This window comes from Halorubrum sp. SS7, assembly GCF_005435055.1.
In the GTDB taxonomy this organism is placed as follows: Archaea; Halobacteriota; Halobacteria; order Halobacteriales; family Haloferacaceae; genus Halorubrum; species Halorubrum salinarum.
The window spans coordinates 384,799-407,799 of the sequence record NZ_SGXV01000001.1 but is presented as its reverse complement, the minus strand read 5'-3'; the positions used below and the strand labels follow the sequence as shown (position 1 = coordinate 407,799).

Below are 23,001 nucleotides of genomic sequence, written 5' to 3'. Positions count from 1 at the left end.
CCGATTTTTTCGATGAACTAATTCGACCAGATGAGTTATAAATGCGATGCGCGTAAAAAACGCCATGGCCGCGCTGAGTCCCCTGTCCGTCGCCCTCCTCGTGGCCGTGACGGTCGGGCTCGCGGGGGCGATCCTCGCGTGGCGGGAGCGCCCGGAGCCGGGCGCGACCTGGCTCGCGGTGATGCTCGCCGGGCAGGTCTGGTGGGCGACGTTCCTCGTCTTCGAACTGGAGGCGACGACGCTACCGGCGAAGGCGCTGTGGTACGACGTCCAGTGGGTCGGCGTCGTCGCCATCCCGGTCGGGTGGCTCTTCTTCGCGCTGGCGTACACCGGCTACGACCGCTACGTGACCCCGTTCTCCGTGGCGATGGTGTCCGTCGTGCCCGCGGCCACCGTCGCGGTCGCCGCCGCCGGCGACCCGGGCAACCTCCTCGCGGTCGACCGGGTCGTCCGCGAGACCGCCGTCGGCACGTTCCTCGACGTGGTGCCCGGGCCGCTGTACTACATCATCGCGGGCTACACCTACCTCCTCGGCGCGGTCGGATCGGTCCCGCTGATCCAGCTGATCCGCGACGACGCCCGCCCGTTCCGGGGACAGAGCGCGGCGCTCCTCGTCGGGACCGCGGCGCCGTGGGCCGGCAGCGTCGCGTACCTCTCGGGCGCGATCCCGATCCCCGGGCTCGACCCCACGCCGCTGGTGTTCGGGGTCTCGGGGGTCGCGTACCTGCTCGCGCTCTCGCGGTTCCGGCTGTTGACGCTCGCGCCCGCCCCGCGCCGCCGGGCGAGACAGCTCGTCTTCGAGCAGCTCCACGACCCCGTGTTCGTCGTCGGGACCGAGGGGCTCCTCGTCGACTTAAACGAGAGCGCGGCCGAGACGTTCGGCGTCGACCGCCGCGACGCCATCGGCGAGCCGGCGTCGGCGGTCGTTCCGAAGTACGACGCGGTCCGCGAGCTCGACGCGGGCGGGGACGACAAACCGCGGGCGATACGGGTCGTCGGACGCGACGGGCAGCGCCCCTACGAGGCGACGATCAGGGACGTGGTCGACGACCACGACCGCACCACCGCGCGGGTCATAACCTACCACGACGTCGGGGCGTACCTCGGCCAACAGCAGCGGCTCAACGTGCTCAACCGCGTCTTCCGGCACGACGTTCGCACGGAGACGAACCTCATCCTGGGGTACGCCGAACAGCTTCGCTCGGACCCGACCGACGAGCGCGCGATGTCCGTCATCTCGGAGAGCGCCGAGCGGATGCTGGACCTCAGCGAGCGCACCCGGACCGCCGGCGAGCTGTTCGACCCGACGGACGAGTCGGAGTGGAGGCCGCTCCCGGCGGTCGTCGACGAGGCCGTCGCGGAGGCGCGAGCAAACGGTCCCGACGCGCGGGTCGAGGTCGGGGAGGTGCCGACCGTCCCCGTCAGAGGGGTGTTGGTGGTCGTCTTAGAGAACCTCTGCTCGAACGCGGTGCGACACAACGACGGCGACGCCCCGTGGATGCGGGTCGACGCCGCGGTCGCGGACGGGTGGATCGAGGTCACCGTCGCGGACGACGGCCCCGGGATCGATCCGGCCGAGTACGACGTTCTGGACCGCGGCACGGAGACCCCCCTCCGACACGGCAGCGGGATCGGCCTGTGGATCGTCAAGTGGGGCGTCGACCACCTCGGCGGCCGGATATCGTTCGAGGAGCGCGACCCGCGGGGCACGCTCGTGACGGTCTCCGTGCCGCTAGACCGGGAACCGTCCGAGGCCGGGGGCGACGGGAACGAAGCCCCAGAACCGCCCGCCGACGGCCCGTCGACCGGGGGCGGTTCGGTCTCGGGGCGGGCGCCGTCGGACGCGGGTCGATAGGCACTTGACGCCGGACCCCGACCGCGGGATATGGACGCTACGGCCACGACCTATCTCCCGTACGCGCTGCTCGCGATGGGCGCGTACGCCCTCGTCTCGCCGCTGATGCGCGTCGCCACGACCGGACCGAACGCGATCCCGAGCGACGTCGCCGTCGTCGTCTCGAACACGCTGCTCGTCGCCATGGCGATCGGCGTGATCGCGTACACCGGACAGGGGTTCACGGCCCACCTCGCGTCGCCGAAGCTGGCGCACGTCCTCGCGGCGGGCGTGTTCCTCGGCATCGGCATCCTCGCCCTCTACCGCTCGCTCTCGCTGGGGCCCGTGAGCGTCGTGACGCCCATCTTCGCGATGTTCCTCGTCTTCTCGTCGGTGATCGGCTTCCTGTTCCTCGGCGAGTCGTTCACGGCCCGGAAGGGGCTCGGCATCGCCTTCGCCGCCGCGGCCGTCTACCTGGTCTCCGGCGCCTGACCGCGGGCCGATACGGGAGTCGATCCGGAACCGCCTGCCGCGTGACGAAACCCCTTTAGCCGCCAGCGGGAAACGGGCTCATCCGTCGTGTCTCGCCTTCCGAGCTCCCTCCGGTCGCTGATCTCCCGCGTTCCGAACCCGTTCCGGCTGCTGATCTTGTACATCGGCTTCGCCCTCGCCCGGGTCGGCCTGATCGACCGCCACCGCGTGGTCCGGACCACCGACCTCGCGTGGCCGCGGATCGTCACGGGGATCGCGCGGATGTCGAAGAACGCGGTCGACGTGGCGATGGTCGGCGTCGCGGTCGGCACCAGCGCCGTCGCCGGCGTCGGCTTCGCCGGCCCCTACTGGGGGCTCGCGTTCGCGCTCGGCGGCGGCGTCGCCGGCGGTACCATCGCCCTCGTCTCCCAGCGGTTCAGCGCCGAGGCGCTCGTCGAACTCGGCGACGCGGTCCGGTCGAGCGTCCTCCTCGTGATCGCGATCACGGTCCCGGTCAGCGGCGCGTTCTGGCTGTACGCGCCGGCGTTCATCGACGTCCTGAGCAGCAACGAGGCGGCGATCGCCTACGGCGCCGACTACCTCCGCGTCGTCGGGCTCGGCGTCCCGTTCGCCGCGCTCAACCTCGTCGGGAGCCGGGTGCTGGTCGGCTGCGACGACGCCTACACCGCGATGCAGGTCCGGGCCGGCGGCGCGCTCGCGAACATCGTCCTCAGCGCGCTGTTCATCTTCGGCTTCGGCTGGGGCGTCGAGGGCGCCGCGGTCGGAACCGTCCTCTCGAACGTCCTCGCGGTCGCCGGCTTCACCGTCGGCCTCGTCCGCGGGAGCGCCCCGCTGATCGGCGAGTTCCCGGTCGCCATCGACGCGACCGGCTCGTACGTCAACCCCGGCATGCTCCGCGACCTCGTCGAGATCGGGGTCCCGGTCGGCGCGCGCAACCTCGTGTGGACCGCCGCCGAGTTCCCGATGCTCGCCATCCTCGACGTGTTCGGGCAGAACACCGTGGCCGCGTTCGTCATCGCCCGCCGCATCTGGGGGATCATGAACACCCCCGGCTGGGGCTTCGGCCTCGCCTCCTCCAGCCTGGTCGGGCAGGAACTCGGCGTCGAGCGCCCCGACGAGGCGGAGGCGTACGCCCGCGACATCATCCGCTTCTCGGTGGCGACGTACGCCGTCTCCGCGGTGCTGATCGCCGTCTTCGCGACCGACATCGTCTCGCTGTTCGCCGAGTCGCCCGACAGCCCCGAGATCCCGATCGCCGTCAACCTCGTCTACGCCGCCTGCGCGGCGGTGATCTTCCAGGGGGTCTCCGGCGGCGCGGCCGGCCCCCTCGACGCCGCCGGCGACACGAAGATCCCCTTCGCGAGCCAGTTCCTCGGGATGTTCTGCGTCTCGATCCCCCTCGCGTACGTCGGCGCGCACAGCGCGACGCCGGCGATCGACCTGCCGCTCGTCGGCGTCACGATCCCGGAAGTCGCGCTCCCCGCGATCGGCCTGTGGGGACTCTACCTCGCGTTCATGGCGGAGACGACGATCCCCGCCGCGATCAACTACCTGCGGTTCCGCTCGGGCAAGTGGAAGAAGATAAGCGAGGCGTACCGGCCCGAGGCGCCCGCGGACGACTGAGATCGGGCGGCGTCGGGCCCCGGCCGGCGGAGCGGATGACACGCCGCGGGCGGGCCCGAAGTCGCCGCGAGCCCGCGGCCGCTACGAGTCGTCCCCGAACGACTCCGCGAGCGCCGCGAAGTTGGCGAGCGTTCGGGTGGCGGTGGCGTCCTCGAAGGAGCGCTCGGTCGCCTCCCAGCCGTCGTACTCGTCGACGATCCGGGGGGTGAACTCGGGGTGGTACTGGACCGACCAGACGGGTCGGTCGCGGTGGCGGGTGGCGAAGTACTCGTAGTAGTCCGCGCGGCCGATGACCTCCATCCCGTCGCCGAGCTCCGTCACCACGTCGGAGTGGAGCACCGGCACGGTCGGCTCGACGCCGTCGAACAGCGGCTCGTCGGCGTCGAGGTCGGCGTCGCAGAGCCGGAGCCGAGAGGTCCCGCTGTCGACGACCTCGCCGCCGAGCGCGGCGTTCAGGATCTGGTGGCCGAAGCAGATGCCGAGCGTCGGGACCCCCTCCTCGACGAGTCGGCGCGCGAACCGCTTCTGGGCCGTGATCCACGGCTGGTCGGGCTCGTCGTAGACGCCGACCTCGCTCCCGCCGACGACGACGCCGTCCACGCCGTCGAGGCTCGGGTCGCCGTCCTCGTGCGGGTAGTCGTACACGCGGGCGTCGGGCAGGAAGTGCGCGATCTCGTCGGCCATGTAGCCCCCGTCGACCGCGTTATTGAGTACCAGTATCATCTGCGATCAATTTAAGAAGAACTGATCTCTCGGTAGTGACATGGGTTTCGATGCCGAAGCGGTACGTGCGGACTTCCCCGTCCTCGACCGGCGCGTGAACGGCCATCCCCTCACCTACCTCGACAACGCCGCGACCACGCACACCCCCCGACAGGTGTACGAGGTCTTCGAGGAGTTCTACGCGGGGTACAACGCGAACGTCCACCGCGGGATCCACGAGCTGAGCCACGAGGCCTCGCTCGCCTACGAACGGGCGCACGACCGCGTCGCCGACTTCCTCGGCGCCGACGGCCGCGAGGAGATCGTCTTCACCAAGAACACGACCGAGAGCATCAACCTCGTCGCGTACGGCCTCGGCCGGCACCTCGACGAGAGCGACGAGATCGTCGCGACGGAGATGGACCACCACGCCTCGCTCGTCACCTGGCAGCAGATCGCCAAGCGCACGGGCGCGACCGTCCGCCACGTCCCGGTCACGCCCGACGGCCACCTCGACGCGGACGCGGCCCGCGACATCGTCACCGACGACACGGCGGTCGTCTGCGTCCCCCACGTCTCGAACGTGCTCGGGACGGTCAACCCCGTCGCGGACCTCGCCGCCCTCGCGCACGACCACGGCGCGTACGCGGTCGTCGACGGCGCCCAGTCCGCGCCGACGCGTCCGGTCGACGTGGGCGCGATGGACGCCGACTTCTTCGCGTTCAGCGGACACAAGCTCGCCGGCCCGACCGGGATCGGGGGGCTCTACGGGAAGCGGGAGCTGCTGGAGGACCTCGACCCGTTCCTCTTCGGCGGGGAGATGATCCGGAACGTGACGCTCACCGACTCCACGTGGAACGGGTTGCCCTGGAAGTTCGAGGCCGGCACGCCGCCCATCGCGGAGGGCATCGCGCTCGGCGCGGCCGTCGACTACCTCGCTGAGCTGGGCATGGACGCCGTCCGCGAGCACGAGAACGACCTCGCGCAGTACCTGCTCCGGGAGCTCGCGGACCGAGAGTTCGTCCGGGCGTACGGCCCCGGCGTCGGCGAGGAGCGCACCGGCCTCGTCTCGTTCAACGTCGAGGGCGTCCACGGGCACGACCTCTCCAGCCTCCTCAACAACCGCGGCATCGCCATCCGCGCCGGCGACCACTGTACGCAGCCGCTCCACGACCGGCTCGACATCCCCGGCTCCGCCCGCGCGTCATTCTACGTCTACAACACCCGCGCGGACGTGGACCGCCTCCTCGAGGTCGTCGACTCGGCCCGCGATGACCTGGACGCGTACCTCGCCTCCGACCGTTACCACGATCTCGTCAGCGAACACTACCACCAGCCCCGTAACTCGGGCGCGCTCACCGACCCGACGTTCGTGAAGTCCTCGGAGGAGACGACCTGCGGCGACGACGGCGAGTTCCACGTGACGATCGCCGACGGGCGCGTCGAGGAGATCGCCTTCGAGAGCCGGAGCTGCGCGGTCAGCCGGGCCGTCGCCAGCCTGCTCTCGGAGGATCTAGAGGGTATGGCGGTCGAGGCCGTCGCCGACCTCGACGGGCACGTCGCCCGCGCGCTCGACGGGCAGTACCCCGACATCCGCAGCGAGTGCGTCGAGGGCCCCGAGGAGGTCATCCGCGAGGCGGCCCGAGAGTACGTCGCGGAACACGGGGCGTAGGCCGTCACCGCGGCGCTCGGCGTCGACCTCGGACGGGACGGGCGCGCGGCTCCGGGACGGGCGCGACCCGCTCGGATTACCGGATCGAACGGCCTCCTCAGCGATCGGTCACTTCTCCTCGGCGTGTCGCACCTCGACCGCGACGCCGCGCGTCGACCCCGCCATCTCCGGGCCGGACATCGCCGCGCGGCCGACGGCGAACGCCTTCGGCCCCTCGACCACGACCTCGTCGCCCACCCGCACGTCGCCGTCGGCGTCGACGACGCCCGGCGCGAGGACGGAGCCGCGCGGGACGAAGGAGTCGATCTCGACGCGCTTCGTCGGCGCGTCGCTCGCGACCCACCGGCGCGCGCCGGCGAGGGTGAAAGACAGGGTGCCGTACTGCGGGACCATCGTCGCCAGCTGCTCGCCCGGCTCGCCCTCGCGGCCGGCGTCGGGGTCGTCGCCCCACACCTGGAGCTTCGGGTAGCGCCCGGTGGTGCGCACGTCGGCCTCGCCCGGCCCGCCGAACAGGTCGTCGCCCGCGCCGTCGCCGAGGAGGAAGTCGGCGATGCCGCGGACCGTGTTGTGCTCGCGCTCCCGCTTGCTGTAGGCGGGCTCGCCCTGGAGGGCGGCGTTCAGCTCGCCGAGCGACTCGTCGGTTGTCGGGTGGTCGACGCAGGTGTACTCGAAGGGAACGTCGATCGCCGGATCATTCTCGACGCGCTCGCAGATCTCGCGGTAGCCGTCCTCCGGGACGTGCGCGACGACGCGGGAGTAGTCGTTGCGTTCGAGGTACCGCCGGAGGACCTCGGCGACGAACTCGATCTCGTCTTCGCTCCAGTCGCCGGTGACGACCGAGTCGTAGTGTTGCGCGGGGTAGGTCGTCTCCAGCTCCTGGGGCACCACGCCGATGGGCGAGGTCATCGAGACGGTGTGACCGCGCCACTGGATCGCGTCGTGGAACTGGCGGTGGCTCTGGGAGTCGCTGTACGGCTTCGTCGCCGAGCAGGGGACCAAGACGAGCGGCTGGTCGGTGAAGCGGTTGCGGTAGCGGCTCGTGACGCGGTCCGCGAACCGGCGGATCTCGACGCGGTCGAGCGTCTCCGCCGACGCCGCCGTCACCTCGGCGTCGCGCATGAGCGGGGTCCGCTCTTCGAGGTACCCCCACTGGTCGTCGAACTCGCGGAACGCGGCCGTGAGCCACCCCTCGTGGCGCGCCTGTCCCTCGACGTAGTCGCGGAGGCGACCGCTCCGGATCCGCTCGCGGACGCGGCGGAGCTCGGCGCGGAGCGCGTTGACGTTGTGGTCGGCGCAGTCGGCGCGCGTGAACTCGCTCCGCGGTCCGGCGCAGGCCGGACAGGCACACGGGAGTTCGTCGAGGTCTTCGAGGAAGTGCTCCGCGTCCGCGGTGAGGTACATCCCCTGGGTCCCCTTCGTCCGGGCGAGCGTCGCGTCGACGAGGTCGACGCCGGCGTACGCGAGCAGCGCGACGTTTCGCGGCGTCGCAACGCCGGAGAGGCCGAGCGCGGCGTCCGGCGGCAGGCCCGCCTTCGCGCGGACGACCGCGTCGCGGAACGCCTCGCCGTGGCCGACGAACCCCTGGGCGTCCGAGAGGAGGTACGCGTCGGCGCCGAGGTCGCGGGCGCTCCGGCTGTCGACGACCGCGGCCGAGGGGAAGTCGGCGTCCGGATGGTCGACCGCGAACGACTCGCGGACCTCGTCGCGCGTGCCGGCCGGGAACGACCGGTGCGGCAGCACCGTCAGCGCGCTCTCGTCGCCGTCGGGCACCTCGCGGTCGCCGGCCCAGAGGCTCCCGGCGTCGTCGAGGAACGGGTCCGCGAGCGCCGGCGTCGTGACGGGGTCGGCGAGGCGGACCTCCCCGAGGCGGGCGGCGCCGTCGCGCTCGTGGACCTCGAAGTAGTCGGTCATACCACCACTCGCGCGGGGACGGTCAATTCTCTTGTGTTCCGCGGCCGCCGCGGCCCGGCCGCCGGAGCGGAGCGCGGCCCGTCCGCGGCGCGGCGGGCGTGGCGTCGCGAGCCCGCCGACGGTCGACCGACCGCGGCGGGACGACCGGTCGGTTTCGGCCAGTGATAGCCGGGGGCCAACGGTTTTCACTCGGCGTTCCGTCCGGTCGCTCGATGGGCCGACGGTTCGACACGCGGGACGCGGGGGCGGATCGACTGCGGGAGCTGCTGGTGACGCTCGGCGTCGCCGATCCGGACTACGCCGCGGGGCGGCCGGACGCGGGGGTCACGCGGGCCGCCGCGGCGGCGTTCGTCTCCCTCACCGGGTTCGCGCTCCTCGTGCCGAACGTCACGCCGCTCGCGTCAGGCGGGGAGCCGCCGATCGGCGTCGCGCTCTCCGTGCTGGGGACGGTGCTCTCGGTCGCGCTCGTGGCGGTCGGGGGGCTCCTGTTCCGGAGCTCCTTCTCCACGCGGAACGCGGTCCGGATCGCGGTCTGGAACCTGTTCGGGATCGCGGTGCTCGGCGGCATCATGCTCGGCATCCTCCGGTATCAGGCGGCGCTCGGCTCGCCGTTCGTCGCGCCCACGTTCTCGGTCGCGAAGGTGCTCGCGATCGGCGCCGTCGCCCACGTGATCATCGGGGTCTACGACGCCCGGCGGGTCCGGGCGCAGCAGCTGGCGAAGGAACAGCGGAAGCTCTCGGTTCTCAACCGCGTGATCAGACACAACCTCCGCAACGAGACGACGGTGCTGGGCGGGCACGCCTCCATCGTCGCCGAGGGGGTCGACGACCCCGACCTGCGGGAGTCGGCCGAGACCATCGCGCGCAGCGCGTCGGTGATCGGCGGGCTCGCTGAGGACGCGAAGCGGCTTCAGGCCGCCTTCGAGCGTCGCCCCGACGAGCGCGGGCCGGTCGACGTCGACGCCGTCGTCGCGGACGCCGCCGAAGCGGCCCGCGAGGCCGGCGCGGAGACGGTCGAGACCGACGTGGACCCCTGCGTCGCGCTGGCCGACGAGCGGCTGGCGACGGCGGTCGAGGAGCTCGCGACGAACGCGCCGGACCACGGCGCGAGCGAGGTCGCCCTGTCCGCGCGGGAGCGCGACGGTGACGTCGAGATCGCCGTCAGCGACGACGGACCGGGGATCCGGGAGACGGAGGGGCGCGTGATCACCGGCCGCGACCCGGAGACCCAGTTGGAACACGCGAGCGGGCTGGGGCTCTGGATCGTGCGCGCGACCGCCGACGCGTTCGACGGCTGGCTCTCCATCGAGACGACCCGCGCCGACGGAGACGGCCCGAGCGGCGACGAGACCGGGACGACGATCACCCTCGGCGTGCCGGCGGCCTGACGGTCTCCCAGCGCGCTCTCCGCCGGCGCGCGGCGGAACTGTTAGGCCGACCGCGACCGACCGATCGGTATGGACCCGACCGGCCCGTGGGACCGCGACCGCGTCGACGAGTACCTCGCCGCCGCGCGCGTCCCGGTCCGGCTCGGCTGCCGCACGCCGAGCGACCGCCCGTGGATCGTCTCGCTGTGGTTCGCGTGGGACCCGGACGCGGGGGGCGAGCCCGACGGAGACGGCGGTCACGGGGGCACAGCCGGGGCGATCCGCTGCGCGACGAGCGCGAGCGCCGACCTCGTCGAGTTCGTCGAGCACGACGACCACGTCTCCTTCGACGTGTCGACGAACGACCCGCCGTACAAGGGGGTCCGCGGCCGCGGTCGCGCGACGGTCGTCCCCGACGAGGACAAGCGGCTCCTCCGGTCGCTCCTGACGAAGTACCTCGGCGGGACCGACAACCCGACCGCCGAGCGGCTCCTGCGGCCCGAGCGCGACGAGGTCGAGATCCGGATCGAGCCCGAGCGGCTCCACGCCTGGGACTACTCGGAGCGCATGGAGACCGGCGGGGAGTGAGGCGACCGCGGGCGGTCGACGGCGCGGCCCGCGTCGCTCTCCGCGAGGCGATCGTTTAAGCGGTCGCCGGGCCACCCGACGGTATGAGCGCTCTCGACAGCGACGAGTACCGCGCGTTCCGCCGCGACCTCCACCGCCACCCGGAGCCCGCGTGGCGCGAGTTCTACACCACCGCCCGCATCGTCGAGGAACTCCGCGAGCGAGACCTGACGGCGCTCCACGTCGGCCCCGACGCGCTGGCGGGCGACGAGCGCCTGAACGTCCCGGACGACGAGACGTTGGCCGAGTGGGAGGACCAGGCCCGCGAGGCGGGCGCCGACCCGGAGATCCTCGACCAGCTCTCCGGAGGCTACACCGGCTGCGTCGCGGTCGCCGAGCGCGGCGACGGCCCCGTGGTCGGCCTCCGCGTCGACATCGACGGGCTCCCGATCACGGAGTCGGAGTCCGGCGACCACGTCCCGGCCGGCGAGGGGTTCCGCTCCGAGCACGAGGGGTTCATGCACGCCTGCGGCCACGACGCCCACGCGACGATGGGGCTCGGCGCGCTCGACGCGGTCCTCGACTCCGACTTCTCGGGCACGCTGAAGGTGTTCTTCCAGCCGGGCGAAGAGCAGGTCGCCGGCGGCAAGCCGATGGCCGAGTCGGGCCACCTCGACGACGTGGACTACCTCTACGCGGTCCACGTCGGCCTCGACCACCCGTCCGGCGAGGTCGTCTGCGGCGTCGAGGGGTTCCTCGCGGTGCGGCACTTCCTCGCGGAGTTCTCCGGCGAGCCGGCCCACGCCGGCGCGCGCCCCGAGCAGGGCCGGAACTCGGTCCAGGCGATGGCGGCCGCGATACAGAACCTCTACGCCATCCCGCGGCACGCCGACGGCCCCACGCGGGTGAACGCCGGGCTCGTCGGCGGCGGCACCGCGACGAACATCATCCCCGAGGAGTCGCACATCGAGGGCGAACTGCGCGGGCAGACGACGGAGCTCGCCGAGTACATGTCCGACCACGCCGACCGGATCCTCGACTCGGCGGCGGAGATGCACGACTGCGAGGTCGAGGTGTCGACGCTCGGCGAGGCGCCCAGCGCCACGAGCGACGACGCGCTCGCCGGCCTCGTCCGCGAGTCCGCGGGCGACGTGGCGGGCGTCACGAGCATCGTCGACAGCGACGACCTCGGCGGCTCCGAGGACGCCACGTACCTGATGAACCGCGTCCAAGAGCAGGGCGGGCTCGCCTGCTACCTCGGCGTCGGCACCGACCACCCCGGCGGCCACCACACGAGCGACTTCGACGTGGTCGAGGCGGACATCGGGATCGGTATCGACGTGATCGCCGGCGCGATCCGGCGGGTCGCCGAAACGCGGCCGTAGCGGGAGCGAGCGACGAGAATCCCGACCTCAAGCGTAAGGTTCCCTGAACCAGAACCGGTCTGGACCGTCTTTTATTTCTACCGAAACCGGCCCGCGATTGAGTTGTAAAATGATGTGGAGACGCGAGAGGCAGGCGCGAGGTCGTCGGGCTTCGCCCGACTGCCAGAGGGACCTTCGGTTCCTCGCTGGAGTCGGTTGCCGAGCGAAGCGACGACGACCGATCGAGGGATTGAAACACTTCACCCAACTCCCCTAGCGGCGAGTTATGAGAGCCTGCTAGGCCTTCGGCGGGCGTCACCGCGAAGCGACCGGTGATGCTATGAACGCTGATGTGTATTTCTTTTCATATGTTTCTCGACTGAAACAACCGGTCGACGAGAGTTGCGTATCGGTCGCCGAAACCGCTCGATCCCCGAGCGATGACAACGGATCGAGACCGAAGCTACAAGACATTCCCGACATTTGACGAGGACGATGCAGCGGCTCGCCGGTCTGGCGCTTACTACGTTCGCAGTGTTACTCGCGGTCTCGACCGTCGGCGTGGCGTTTGGCGAGTTTTCACTCGTGGTCGATCTGACCGTCGCTCTCGTCGGACTGGGGTTCCTTACTGGGAGCGTCCTTTCGCTCATCGAGCTCGGACAGCGGATCCACCAGATCTCGCGGTTCCTCCTCGCAGACGTCCGCGGCGGGGACGACGTCGCGACGCTTCCCTCCGGGGACCACTGGCTACGCATCGAGGCCAACGCCACCGCGTTAGACGAGCCGGTCCGTGGCGTTCTCGGCGACGCTCCTGCGGTGGCGGTTACCAGCGGGGGTCACATACGCGAACGATTCGCAGGAGTTCCGTGGCCGAGTACACGGAGCGGGGCCGGCTTCGAGCAGACCGAAGCGGTTCCTACCCGACTCTATCAATCGACCACCAACGTCACCCTCGCCGCTACCGGCACGTCGCGGACCGTCGGAGATGACATCCGTGTCGTTGGAGGCGACCGAAGGGAGCTGACCGCTGACGACGACGTGTCGTCACATACAACGAACGCGCTTTCGGACGTTGAAATCGACGTCGGAGATGCCGTGTTCAGAGGACGCATCTTTGAACACTATCTCCGAATTACCGAAGCGACGATACCGGACGGAGAGACGGTTCAGCTCTTCGGACCGGTTACCGTCGTGACGGCCGGGGGCGAAACGACGGTCACGCCGGCCGGCCGCTTCGCGAATCGGCCGCTGATAACGACGGCAGGATGGGGAGCCATCCTACGACGGATAGGGCGACGGATCGGCATCCTTTCTCTGGTGGCCCCGATAACCGGTGTAACGGGGTTGTTCTTACTCACATTGGTCGGCGTTACGCTCATCGGGTAGCTGTTCCGAGCGCGGCTCGATGAGGGGAGACGGTCGGGAGATATAGATCGAATGGCGTATACTCCGTACTAAGTGATCTGTCGCTTGCTCGTACTGACCGCACCGAGGTAGGACGTCTCAGTTCCGACGATCGCAACGAAGACAGAATGTAGAGACGTCCGACCGCGAATTCGTCTTCCGGACATTACTCCTCAGAACGTGAGGTGCGAGCTCGACGACGGGCCGTCGTCGTCGCCGTCGTCGTCCGGCAACCCCTCGTAGAGGTACGTGAGGTCGTCGTCGGTGAGGAACACCGCGCCGTCGCGGACCTCGACATCGATCGACCGGAGCGTCGTCCCCGCGGCCTCGCCGTTGTCGCAGTCGCCCTCGCAGGCGTCGAACGCCGAGCCGTGCTTCGGGCAGACGACCGAGCCGCCGCGCGTCACGGCGCCCACTTCCTCCCGGTGAAGCCGCTGGTCCTCGTGGGTACAGCGATTGATCCACGCGCGGACGGGCTGTCCGTCGCCGCCGGCGTCCGCCTCGTCTACCCCGTCGTCCGGCTCGTCGGCACAGGGCACGAGGAACACCTCGCGGTCCGCGTCGCCCTCGCGGGCCGTGAACGCCCACGACCCCCGCTCGCGAACGGTCTCGACGGTGGTCAGTCGGTAGCCGCTCACGGGGTCAGTACTTCGCGTCGGCGCCGGTCGTCTCGTACACGCGGTCCATGATGGCGTCGCGCTCGCGGGTCCAGTTGGCCATCGCGGCCGGGCTCGTCGGGTACTCGTCGTAGTGCGCGATCAGCTCGTCGGCCAGCGACTTCGTCTGGTAGAAGTTCCGGATCGTCCCCCAGTAGCCGAACGACTTGATCGCGGCCTTCACCTTCAGCCCGAAGGACATCGAGGTCGACCCCTCGTACAGCGCCTCCGCGAGCTTCTCGCCCGGCAGCGACGCGAGGAGGCCCATTAGGTCGTCCACGTCGACCGCGGTCGAGAGCACGTTGTACACGTCGAGGCCGGCGTAGCGCCCGCCGAAGTGGTCCATCACGCGGGTGTTGTACCGCCAGAGGTTCTCCTCGCTCACGTCGCCGTCGGAGATGGCCTTCACCGCCTGCTCGCCGGCGTACTTGCCCGCGTACGCCGCGCCGGCGATGCCGCCGCCGGTCGTCGGGTTCACGTGGCCCGCGGCGTCGCCGACCGCCATGTAGCCGGGCGCGACCGCCGAGTCGTACGGTCGGCGGGTCGGCAGCGCGGCGCCGAGCTTGTCGCGCACCTCCGCGCCCTCGAACTCGGGGCGGTCCCGCAGGTCCTTCTTCAGCGACTCGACGAGCTGCATCGGTTCCTCGGTCATCTGGAAGCCGAGGCCGGCGTTGATCTCCGTCGCCGTCCGCGGGAAGTACCAGAGGTAGCCCGCCGCGCGGTCGGTCGCCTTGAACACGAGGGCGTCGTCCCACTCGACCGGCTCCGGTACGTCGACGATCTCGCGGTACGCCGAGCAGAACTGCGAGTACCGGACGTTCGTGTCGAAGGTCGTCCCCTCGAAGTCGGCCTTGTCCTGGAGCAGCGAGAGCGACCCGGCGCCGTCGATCACCACGTCCGCCGTGTACGTCTTCGGCTCCCCCTTCCGCACCGCGTGAATGCCCGTGACGCGGCCGGTCTCGTCCTGGAGCACGTCGTTGATGACGGTGTCGTAGTGGAAGTCGACGCCCGCGTCCTCCGCGCCGGCGATGATCTGACGGCCGTACTCCCAGCGGTCGATGACGGCGAGCTCGCCGGGGACCGGGATCTCCAGGACCGTGTCCTCCTGGGGGATCTCGAACCGACCGTGGTCGACGCCGGTGTTCGTGAACGCGGGTTCGAGCCGCTCTTTCGGGATCGCCTCGGGGAAGGCGTCCGCGCCCTTCAGGGCGTCGCCGCAGGCGATGTGGCCGGCCTCCTCAGCGTCCTTCCGCTCGACGATGACGACGTCGAGCCCCTCGTTCGCGATCGTCGCGGCGGCGTAGCAGCCGGCGGTCCCGGCGCCCGCCACGACGACGTCGTACTCGTCGATATCCATTACCGGACCGTGTCGTGCCCCCGGCAAAACTCTTTGCTCCCGTTTCGGTCGCGTCGGAGGCGACGGATTTCGCGGGCGACCGCGGCGCGAGGCGGGCGGCGCGGAGCCTAACTGTTCAGGGTCACCGTTTAACGGGCCGCAGACGGATGTCCATGGTATGGGTCACCTCGATCAGGTCGACGCCGACCGCCTCCGGGCATGGCTCTCGGAGGTCCGGTCGTCGGAGGCGACCGCGGCGCTGATGGTCGCCGTCGCGTACGACCGGGGGATCGGCACGGCGGAGCTCGCATCGTGGTACGACCGCTCCGAGGAGTGGGTCGCGGAGACGATCGAAGCCCTCGACTCGCCGGGCTTCGTCTCGACGGTGGCCCGCCTCGAAGGAGTCGACCTCGACGCGGTCGCCGACGAGTCGAACCTCGCGCCCGCGACGGTCCGCGACTGGTTCGACGACCTCGGGGACGAGCCGGTCCCGGAGGCGGCGGACGTGGTCCGCCGGTACGCCGAGGGGTCGGTCGAGCCGGTCCGGAGCGGGTCGCCCTCGACTGTCTACCACCTCGACAGGGCCGTCGTCGACGAGCGCGGGTGGTCGATCGACGACGACGACCTGTTCGCGAAGGCCGCCGAGGCCGACCTCGACCTCCCGGAGTACGGGCGCTTCCTCGTCGAGCCCGGGGAGTCGATCCTGGAGGCGGCGGAGCGCGGCGGCCGGTCGTGGCCGTACGCCTGCCGCGGCGGCGCCTGCTCGAACTGCGCCGTGATCGTCGTCGAGGGCGACGTGGCGATGCCGGGACAGTCGATCCTCTCGGACGAGCAGATCCGGGCGGCGAACGCCCGCCTCTCCTGCGTCGGCGTCCCGATCACCGACGAGGTCAAGGTCGTCACCGGCGTCGGCGACGCGGCGGACTTCGCCGACCTGCGGCTGCCGTCGCCGGCCGACGAGGCGGGGGCGTCGGACTGACGGCCGGCGGAGCGGCGGCGTCCCGAGCGCCGCCGATTACTCCTCGGTCTCGTAGTGTTCGCCCGCCGCCTCCGGGAGCCGCGTCCGGCCGACCAAGGCGAGCACGAGGATGACGACCACGAACGGCGTGATCCGGATGAGCTGGCGGGGGACGCCGATCCCCTGGGTCTGGAGGACGGTCTGGAGCGCGTCCAGCCCGGCGAACAGCATCGTCGAGAAGAACGTCCCGACCGGGTTGTAGTTGCCGAACAGGTACGCGACGATGGCGATGAACCCCTTCCCGTTGACCATCGTCGGGCCGTTCCCGGTGAACTGGCCGAGGTCGAGCGACAGCGCCGCGCCGCCCATCCCGGCGAGCACCCCCGAGATCAGCACCGCCGCGTAGCGGACGCGCGTGACGCTCACGCCGGCGGTGTCGAGCGCCTTCGGGTTCTCCCCGCTGGCGCGGATCCACCGGCCGAACGCCGTCCGCTCGAACACGTACCAGGACCCGGCGACGGCGACGAACAGCATGTACACCGACGGCGACGCCGAGAACAGCGCGCCGAAGAACGGGATGTCGGCCAGGACCGGCACCGAGATCGACCCCGTCGTCGCGACGGTCGGGGAGTTCGGGCTCCCGTAGAACACCTGGGACGCGAACGGGGCGAGCCCGAGCGCGATGAGCCACACCGCGAGCCCGGCGATGATCTGGTCGGCCCGGAAGCCGATCGTCACGACGGCGAACAGCGCCGCAAGCAGCGTGCTCGCGACGACGCCGCCCGCGTAGCCGACCCAAACCCCGCCGGTGATGTCGGCGACGTAGATGGCGCTGAACGCCGAGATGATCAACAGCCCCTCCAGTCCGATGTTGATCACGCCGGACTTCTCGGCGAAGATCCCGCCGAGGGCCGCGAACGCGATGGGGACCGACAGCCGCAGCGCGGACGCGAGCGTGAACCGGCTCGTGAGCGCGTCGGCGAGCGTCCCGGCGATCGAGTCCGGGAAGGCCAGCCCGGCGAGCAGCAGCGCGACGATCCCGACGACCGTGACGCCGGCGACGAGCGCGCGGGTTGAGTACCGCTCCAGGATCGATCCCGAATCGGCGACCGGACCGCTCGTCGACCCGTCCGCGGGCGCGTCACTCATCGGTCTCACCCCCGTCGACCGGCACGCCGCCGTCGGTCGCGGCCGACTCCGGCCCCCGACCGATCCCCGGGAGCCCCCGGGCGAGCAGCCGGAAGAACTCCGGCATCGCCACGAACAGGATGATGAGTCCCCGGAGGACGCCGACCAGCTGCGGCGGCACGTCCGTCGCGAACTGGACGACCGTCGTCCCGCTCTTCAGCACGCCGAACAGCAGCGCGGCGATCCCGACGCCGAGCGGGTTGTTGCCCGCGAGGATCGAGACGGTGATCCCGTCGAAGCCGTACGAGGGGATCCCGGTCTGGAACGTGCCGAGCACCATCATCACGTACATCGCGCCGGCGATCCCGCCGAGCGCGCCCGAGAGCGTGAGGCTCGCGACGACGGTGCGCTCGGCGTCGACCCCGCCGTACTCGGCCGCCTCGGGCTGGACGCCGCTCGTCCGGACGTCGTACCCGAACGCCGTGTGTTCGAGGAGGTAGTAAAGCGCGCCGAGCGCGAGGAGCCCGAACGCGAGCGCGACCAGCGAGAAGTCCTGTCGCGCGCCGAACAGCACCGCCGGGAACTGCGCGAACTCGGGGAGGGGGACCGTCTGGTTGGCGGCGCTCTCGGGGTCTTTGAACACGCCGCTGACCAGGTACAGCGCGACGCCGGTCGCGATGAAGTTGAGCATGATCGTCGTGATCACCTCGTTGGCGTCGGCGTACGCCTTCAACAGGCCGGGGATCGCGCCGTAGAGCCCGCCGAACACCGCTCCCACCAGCAGGCCGAACGGGATCAACACGACGGTCCCGACGACGCCAGACACGAGCGACGACGCCCAGAGGACGCCGAGCGCGGTCGCCAGCGCCCCGACGACGAGCTGGCCCTGCGTCCCGATGTTGAAGATCCCGGCGCGGAACGCCAAGGCGACCGAGAGGCCGGTGAAGATCAGGAGCGTCGTCTCGCGGAGCGTGACCGCGAACTGTCCGTTCGGCGACCACCCGCCGCTGAAGGGGTCGCCCAGCGCGCCGAGGAAGAGGCGGTCGAACACCGCTATCGGGTCGTAACAGAACCCGGTCCCGAAGTAGTACACCGCCTCACCGGCGGTACACGTCGTCATGCGTCCGGCGACGAGCACCAGCACCGCGCCGATGAGCACGGAGAGCACGAGCGCGGCGGTGCTGATCAGGATCCGTTCGGTCCCGGACGCCGTGGCGAGCCGCGAAAGCACGTCGCGGGCGCGGTCGGCGACGCTCACGCCCGGTCACCTGCCGGATCGACCGCGTCGGCCGCCGCCTCGTCGTCCGCCGCGTCCGCCCCGTCGGGCGGCGACGAGGGGTCCGGGTCGCCGTCGGCGCGCTCGCCCGGTCGCTCCCCGGCCATCAGGAGCCCGAGCTCCTCTTCCGTCGTCTCGTCGGGGTCGACCACGTCGATGAACTCCCCCTCGTAGATGACCGCCAGCCGGTCGGAGAGCCCCTGGACCTCCTCCAGCTTCGAGGAGACGAGGAGGACCGCCACGCCCTGTCGACGGAGCTCCAGCAGCCGCTCGTGGATGAACTCGATCGAGCCGATGTCGACGCCGCGCGTCGGGTGCGAGGCGACCACCAGCTCCGGGTCGCGCTCGAACTCACGGCCGACGATGAACTTCTGCTGGTTGCCGCCCGAGAGCGACTCCGCGTCCGCGTCGGCGTCCGGCGGGCGGACGTCGTACTCGTCGATGATCGCCTCCGCGTGGTCGCGCGTCGTCTGCCAGTCGACCCGGCCGTTGGCGGCGAAGTCGGGGTCGTGCTGGCTCCCCAACAGCCCGTTCTCGACGAGGTCGAACTCCATCACCAGCCCGCGCTCCTGCCGGTCCTCGGGGACGTACGCCATCCCGGCGTCGATCCGGTCGCGCCGCGAGACGGTCGTCACGTCCTCGCCCAGGAAGCGGATCTCGCCCGCGTCGACCGACTGGAGCCCGGTCACCGCTTCGACCAGCTCCGTCTGTCCGTTGCCGTCCACGCCCGCGATGCCGAACACCTCGCCGCCGCGAACGTCGAAGGAGACGCCGTCGACCGCTCTGACCCCGCGGTCGTCCTCGACGACCACGTCCGAGACCGACGCGACGACGTCCCCGGTCTCCGCGGCGCCGCGGTCGACGTCCATGAGCACCTCGCGGCCGACCATCAGCTCCGCGAGCTCCTCTTGGCTGGTCGCGTCCGCGGCGACGGTCCCGACCTTCCGGCCGTCCCGGAGGACCGAGATCTCGTCGGCGGCGCGCATCGCCTCGCCGAGCTTGTGGGTGATGAAGATGATCGTCTTGCCCTGCGCCGTGAGCTCCTCTAACACCTCGAACAGCTCGTCGACCTCCTGCGGCGTCAGCACGGCGGTGGGCTCGTCGAGTATTAGCGTCTCGGCGCCCCGGTACAGCGCCTTCAGGATCTCGACGCGCTGTTGCTCCCCGACCGAGACGTCTTCGATCCGCGCGTCCGGGTCCACGTCGAAGCCGTACCGGTCGGCGAGGTCGGCCACGGCCTCTCGGGCCGCCTCTCGGTCGACGGCGAGTCCGCCCCACTTCCGCGGCTCGCTCCCGAGCGTGATGTTCTCGGTGACGGTCATCGGGTCGACGAGCATGAAGTGCTGATGGATCATTCCGATCCCGGCGTCGATCGCGTCCCGCGGCGAGCCGAACGCCTGCGGTTCGCCGTCGAGCCGAACCGTTCCCGACGTCGGCTCGTAGAGGCCGTAAAGGACGTTCATCAGCGTCGTCTTCCCGGCCCCGTTCTCACCGAGAAGGGCGTGGACGGTGCCGCGTTCGACCTCGAGGTCGACGTCGTCGTTCGCGACGACGCCGGGGAACCGCTTGGTTATCCCGTCGAGGTGGACGGCTGTGGCCATTGGTCTACTACCCTCTGGTTCAACCGTGATTGAATATGTTTGGATATGATTCGGTGCCCGCGGCGCGCCGATCGGTCGGGGCGCCGACAACATCCGGTGCGGCGGCGCGCGGGCGACGCCCGTCGAGGGGCCTTACAGCTCCGAGGGGACGTCGATGTCGCCGGCGATGATGTTCTCGCGGGCGGTCGCGACCTCCTCGGTGACGTCGTCGGGGATCTCGGAGCCGAGCTGGTCGCCGTAGACGAGCGCGACGCCGTCGTTGCCGAGCCCGAGGGCGACGTTCGAGCCGCCGGGGAACTCCTCGTCGACGGTCGCTTCGATCGCGTTGTAGACCGCGGTGTCGACGCGCTTGACCATGCTGCCGAGGATGACGTCGGCGTAGTCCGGGCGCGTGACCGACTGGTCGCGGTCGACGCCGATCGCGAACTTCCCCTGTTCCTGGGCGGCCTGGAAGACGCCGGTGCCGGTGTTACCCGCGGCGTGGTAGACGATGTCCGCGCCGCTGTTGTACATCGAGGTCGCCGCCTCGCGGCCCGCGGCCGGGTCGTTGAAGCTGCCGGTGTAGTTGACGCTGACGTCGACGTCGTCGTTGCCCGCCGAGACGCCCGCCTCGAAGCCGGCCTGGAACTTCTGGATCAGGTCGGACTCGACGCCGCCGACGAACCCGAGGTTCGTCGAGTCGCCCTGGGTGGAGCCGGCGCCGGCCGAGAACGAGCGCGTCGTGAGCAGGCTCGCCATCAGGCCCGCGAGGTACGACCCCTCGTGCTCCCGGAACGTGTAGCTCGCGACGTTGTCCGCGTCGACGACCGAGTCGACGATCATGAAGTCCTGGTCGGGGTACGACGACGCGGTGTCGGTGAGCGAGTCCGCCTGGAGGAACCCGATACAGCACACCAGGTCGTAGTCCGGGTCGCTGGAGTTCGCGAACTGCTGCTGGAAGGTGCTGAACTGCGCCACCTCGTCGGGCTGGGCCTCGCGGAAGGAGATCCCCAGCTCCTCTTCGGCCTCGATCGCGCCCTGCTGGGCCTGGTCGTTGAACGACCCGTCGCCGAGGCCGCCGGTCGCGTACACCATCCCGATGTTCGCCGCCGGACCGCTCCCGCCGTCGGAGCCGTCGTCGCCGTCGGACCCATCGGATCCGTCAGACCCGTCCGAGCCGTCCGAGCCGTCCGAGCCGTCCGAACCGTCGGAGCCGTCCGAACCGTCAGACCCGTCCGAGCCGTCGCTCGGACCGCCGCTACATCCGGCGAGGCCGATCAGGCCCGCCGCGCTTGCCGCCTTGATGAACCGCCGCCGTTCGAAGTCGGATGCCATCTCACTACTAACCCCGTCGGAACGGGGCATAAATTCGTCGTTCCCCCGACGCGGCTGTCACACGTTCGTGCGGACGTACGGAGCGAACCCGGCGGAATCGACCCCGGTATCGAGGGGTTCGATCCACGAACCCGAATCTCTCACGGTCGTAAACGGCCCGCCGTCGCGGAGACTCGGTCGGGAACGCCCTCGGCGACGCGAGGACTCAGACCGCCGCGACCGCGTCCTCGACGAGCCCCTCGACCTCGGCGACCAGCGCGTCGACCTCGTCGCTCTCGGCGTACACCCGGACGTACGGCTCCGTCCCGGAGGGGCGGACCAGCGTCCACGAGGCGTCGTCGAACTCCAGCCGGACCCCGTGGTCGGTGTCGACCGCGGCCTCGGGGAACGCCTCCGGCAGCGCCGTCTCCAGTCGGTCCATCACGTCGCCCTTCGCGTCGTCGGGACACGAGACGCTCACCTTCCGGTACGGGCGCTCCGTGATCGGCGCTCGGAGCGCGTCGAGCCCCTCGTCGGCGACGAGGCGGGCGATCACCGCCGCCGAGGTGACGCCGTCGATCCACCCCCCGAAGGCGACGTGGATGTGCTTCCACGGCTCGGCCGCGAAGACGACCCGCGTGTCGGCGCCGACCTCCCCGGCGGCGCCCGCTTCGCCCACCGCGCCCGCCTCGCCGAGGGCGCCGGCGTCCGTGGCCGACTCCCGCACAGCGGCGATCCCCTCGTGGAGCGCGCCGAGGCGCACGCGTTCGACCCGGCCGCCCGCCTCGCGGACGCGCTCGTCGATGCGGCCCGAGGCGTTCGGCGTCGTCACGACGACGGGGTCGGCCGCGTCGCTCGTGCGGGTGTACCGCTCCGCGAGGAGGGCGAGGACCGTGTCCTCGTGGACGACCTCGCCGTCCGCGTCGACGATCACGATCCGGTCGGCGTCCCCGTCGTGACCGATCCCGAAGGCGAACCCCTCCGTCTCTCCCGAGCCGTCGCCCTCACCGGACTCGCCGGCCGTCGGTCTGCCCGGGTTCTCGACGCCCTCGTTGGCGTCGGCGACGAACGCCCGCAGGTCGGCGAGCGTCTCCGGGGTCGGCTTGCTCCCGCGGCCGGGGAAATGGCCGTCGACGTTGCCGTTGAGCGTGACCACGTCGGCGCCCAGTTCGCGGAGGACGGCCGGCGTCGCGGGCGCGCTCATCCCGTTCCCGCAGTCGACCGCGACGCGGAGCCCGTCGAGGGGCGCGCCGAACCCCGCGGCGTACTCGCGCACGGCGTCGAGGTAGCCCCCGAGCGGGTCGGTCCGGACCGCCTCGGTCCAGTCGTCCCACGGGGCGACCGCCTCCTCGTCGGCGACCCGCGCCTCGACGGCGCGCTCCGCGTCGCGGTCGAACTCGACCCCGTCGCGGAACAGCTTGATCCCGTTGTCGGTCGGCGGGTTGTGCGACGCCGTGAGCATCACGCCGTAGCGACCGCGCGAGGCGTACGCGAGCGCCGGCGTCGGCAGTCGCCCGGCGCGGCGCACGTCGACGCCGCCCGCCGACAGCCCGGCCTCCATCGCCGCGGCGAGCGCCGGGCCGGTCACCCGCCCGTCGCGGGCGAGCACGACCGTCGACTCGGGGGTCGACCCCGCGGGCGACTCCTCGGCTCGGCTGCGTATCTCGGCGGCCACGGCTCGCCCCACGGCGAGCGCGAGCGCCGGCGTGACACGGTCCTCGACGCCGCCGCGTATCCCGGCGGTTCCGAACAGGTCCATGTCGACCACGTCGGCGCCCGGGAGTTAGTAGGCGTCGGTTGCGGCCGCGAGGTCGGCC

At 71.1% G+C, this 23,001-nt stretch carries 18 protein-coding genes; 9 read left to right on the top strand and 9 right to left on the bottom strand.

Annotation, left to right across the window (positions count from 1 at the left end; all coding sequences use genetic code 11):
• Positions 1–64 precede the first annotated feature (64 nt).
• The 3 genes from EXE44_RS02080 to EXE44_RS02070 all read left to right on the top strand — a co-directional run bounded on the left by EXE44_RS02080 (position 65) and on the right by EXE44_RS02070 (position 3,949).
• Positions 65–1,855, top strand: a complete 1,791-nt coding sequence (locus EXE44_RS02080; protein ID WP_137715754.1) for a histidine kinase N-terminal 7TM domain-containing protein — start codon at positions 65–67, stop codon at positions 1,853–1,855.
• 30 nt (positions 1,856–1,885) lie between these two features.
• On the top strand, positions 1,886–2,326 hold the full coding sequence (locus EXE44_RS02075) for an EamA family transporter (RefSeq protein ID WP_137715753.1): 441 nt from the start codon (positions 1,886–1,888) through the stop codon (positions 2,324–2,326).
• Positions 2,327–2,413: 87 nt separating this feature from the next.
• Entirely contained in the window at positions 2,414–3,949 is a 1,536-nt protein-coding gene (locus EXE44_RS02070) for an MATE family efflux transporter (protein ID WP_137715752.1), read from the top strand.
• A gap of 81 nt (positions 3,950–4,030) precedes the next feature.
• On the opposite strand, the gene EXE44_RS02065 is transcribed toward EXE44_RS02070, so the two are convergent.
• Positions 4,031–4,672 carry a type 1 glutamine amidotransferase gene (locus EXE44_RS02065; protein WP_137715751.1) on the bottom strand — a complete coding sequence of 214 codons (642 nt, stop codon included), beginning with the start codon at positions 4,670–4,672 and terminating at the stop codon, positions 4,031–4,033.
• Between the two features lie 40 nt (positions 4,673–4,712).
• On the opposite strand from EXE44_RS02065, the gene EXE44_RS02060 reads away from it, so the two are divergent.
• Entirely contained in the window at positions 4,713–6,323 is a 1,611-nt protein-coding gene (locus EXE44_RS02060; RefSeq protein ID WP_137715750.1) for a SufS family cysteine desulfurase, read from the top strand.
• 108 nt (positions 6,324–6,431) lie between these two features.
• On the opposite strand, the gene arcS is transcribed toward EXE44_RS02060, so the two are convergent.
• Entirely contained in the window at positions 6,432–8,234 is a 1,803-nt protein-coding gene (gene arcS, locus EXE44_RS02055) for an archaeosine synthase subunit alpha (protein WP_137715749.1), read from the bottom strand.
• 212 nt (positions 8,235–8,446) lie between these two features.
• Here arcS and EXE44_RS02050 point away from each other — a divergent pair, with 212 nt between their 5' ends.
• The 4 genes from EXE44_RS02050 to EXE44_RS02035 all read left to right on the top strand — a co-directional run bounded on the left by EXE44_RS02050 (position 8,447) and on the right by EXE44_RS02035 (position 12,918).
• Positions 8,447–9,622, top strand: a complete 1,176-nt coding sequence (locus tag EXE44_RS02050; RefSeq protein WP_137715748.1) for a sensor histidine kinase KdpD — start codon at positions 8,447–8,449, stop codon at positions 9,620–9,622.
• Positions 9,623–9,691: 69 nt separating this feature from the next.
• On the top strand, positions 9,692–10,189 hold the full coding sequence (locus EXE44_RS02045; protein WP_137715747.1) for a pyridoxamine 5'-phosphate oxidase family protein: 498 nt from the start codon (positions 9,692–9,694) through the stop codon (positions 10,187–10,189).
• Positions 10,190–10,272: 83 nt separating this feature from the next.
• Positions 10,273–11,553, top strand: coding sequence for an amidohydrolase (locus EXE44_RS02040; protein WP_137715746.1), 1,281 nt, complete (start codon positions 10,273–10,275; stop codon positions 11,551–11,553).
• A 474-nt stretch (positions 11,554–12,027) separates the two neighbouring features.
• A complete protein-coding gene (locus EXE44_RS02035; protein ID WP_137715745.1) occupies positions 12,028–12,918 on the top strand; it encodes a hypothetical protein in 891 nt (296 codons plus the stop codon).
• Between the two features lie 191 nt (positions 12,919–13,109).
• On the opposite strand, the gene EXE44_RS02030 is transcribed toward EXE44_RS02035, so the two are convergent.
• Positions 13,110–13,574: a Rieske 2Fe-2S domain-containing protein gene (locus EXE44_RS02030; protein ID WP_137715744.1), complete on the bottom strand. Its 465-nt coding sequence runs from the start codon at positions 13,572–13,574 to the stop codon at positions 13,110–13,112.
• Positions 13,575–13,578: 4 nt separating this feature from the next.
• Positions 13,579–14,949: a geranylgeranyl reductase family protein gene (locus EXE44_RS02025; protein WP_137715743.1), complete on the bottom strand. Its 1,371-nt coding sequence runs from the start codon at positions 14,947–14,949 to the stop codon at positions 13,579–13,581.
• A gap of 157 nt (positions 14,950–15,106) precedes the next feature.
• On the opposite strand from EXE44_RS02025, the gene fer reads away from it, so the two are divergent.
• On the top strand, positions 15,107–15,907 hold the full coding sequence (gene fer, locus EXE44_RS21880) for a ferredoxin Fer (protein ID WP_137715742.1): 801 nt from the start codon (positions 15,107–15,109) through the stop codon (positions 15,905–15,907).
• A gap of 36 nt (positions 15,908–15,943) precedes the next feature.
• On the opposite strand, the gene EXE44_RS02015 is transcribed toward fer, so the two are convergent.
• The 5 genes from EXE44_RS02015 to EXE44_RS01995 form a co-directional block, all read right to left on the bottom strand.
• Positions 15,944–17,035, bottom strand: coding sequence for an ABC transporter permease (locus EXE44_RS02015; protein ID WP_137715741.1), 1,092 nt, complete (start codon positions 17,033–17,035; stop codon positions 15,944–15,946).
• Positions 17,028–18,272 (bottom strand): ABC transporter permease, encoded by a 1,245-nt coding sequence (locus EXE44_RS02010; protein ID WP_121599348.1) that lies wholly within the window; start codon positions 18,270–18,272, stop codon positions 17,028–17,030. Before EXE44_RS02010 ends, EXE44_RS02015 begins: the two co-directional genes overlap by 8 nt.
• Positions 18,269–19,891: an ABC transporter ATP-binding protein gene (locus tag EXE44_RS02005; RefSeq protein WP_137715740.1), complete on the bottom strand. Its 1,623-nt coding sequence runs from the start codon at positions 19,889–19,891 to the stop codon at positions 18,269–18,271. Before EXE44_RS02005 ends, EXE44_RS02010 begins: the two co-directional genes overlap by 4 nt.
• A gap of 132 nt (positions 19,892–20,023) precedes the next feature.
• Complete coding sequence (locus EXE44_RS02000) at positions 20,024–21,205, bottom strand: BMP family protein (protein WP_137715739.1); 1,182 nt, start codon at positions 21,203–21,205, stop codon at positions 20,024–20,026.
• A gap of 205 nt (positions 21,206–21,410) precedes the next feature.
• Positions 21,411–22,943 (bottom strand): phosphomannomutase, encoded by a 1,533-nt coding sequence (locus EXE44_RS01995; protein WP_137715738.1) that lies wholly within the window; start codon positions 22,941–22,943, stop codon positions 21,411–21,413.
• Between the last annotated feature and the right edge of the window lie 58 nt (positions 22,944–23,001).

Bases quoted from the DNA above. Each gene is read 5' to 3' on its own strand.
- EXE44_RS02080 (WP_137715754.1), top strand. From the start codon at position 65: ATGGCCGCGCTGAGTCCCCTGTCCGTCGCCCTCCTCGTGGCCGTGACG.
- EXE44_RS02075 (WP_137715753.1), top strand. From the start codon at position 1,886: ATGGACGCTACGGCCACGACCTATCTCCCGTACGCGCTGCTCGCGATG.
- EXE44_RS02065 (WP_137715751.1), bottom strand. From the start codon at position 4,672: ATGATACTGGTACTCAATAACGCGGTCGACGGGGGCTACATGGCCGAC.
- EXE44_RS02060 (WP_137715750.1), top strand. From the start codon at position 4,713: ATGGGTTTCGATGCCGAAGCGGTACGTGCGGACTTCCCCGTCCTCGAC.
- arcS (WP_137715749.1), bottom strand. From the start codon at position 8,234: ATGACCGACTACTTCGAGGTCCACGAGCGCGACGGCGCCGCCCGCCTC.
- EXE44_RS02050 (WP_137715748.1), top strand. From the start codon at position 8,447: ATGGGCCGACGGTTCGACACGCGGGACGCGGGGGCGGATCGACTGCGG.
- EXE44_RS02045 (WP_137715747.1), top strand. From the start codon at position 9,692: ATGGACCCGACCGGCCCGTGGGACCGCGACCGCGTCGACGAGTACCTC.
- EXE44_RS02040 (WP_137715746.1), top strand. From the start codon at position 10,273: ATGAGCGCTCTCGACAGCGACGAGTACCGCGCGTTCCGCCGCGACCTC.
- EXE44_RS02035 (WP_137715745.1), top strand. From the start codon at position 12,028: ATGCAGCGGCTCGCCGGTCTGGCGCTTACTACGTTCGCAGTGTTACTC.
- EXE44_RS02025 (WP_137715743.1), bottom strand. From the start codon at position 14,949: ATGGATATCGACGAGTACGACGTCGTCGTGGCGGGCGCCGGGACCGCC.
- fer (WP_137715742.1), top strand. From the start codon at position 15,107: ATGGGTCACCTCGATCAGGTCGACGCCGACCGCCTCCGGGCATGGCTC.
- EXE44_RS02015 (WP_137715741.1), bottom strand. From the start codon at position 17,035: ATGAGTGACGCGCCCGCGGACGGGTCGACGAGCGGTCCGGTCGCCGAT.
- EXE44_RS02005 (WP_137715740.1), bottom strand. From the start codon at position 19,891: ATGGCCACAGCCGTCCACCTCGACGGGATAACCAAGCGGTTCCCCGGC.
- EXE44_RS02000 (WP_137715739.1), bottom strand. From the start codon at position 21,205: ATGGCATCCGACTTCGAACGGCGGCGGTTCATCAAGGCGGCAAGCGCG.
- EXE44_RS01995 (WP_137715738.1), bottom strand. From the start codon at position 22,943: ATGGACCTGTTCGGAACCGCCGGGATACGCGGCGGCGTCGAGGACCGT.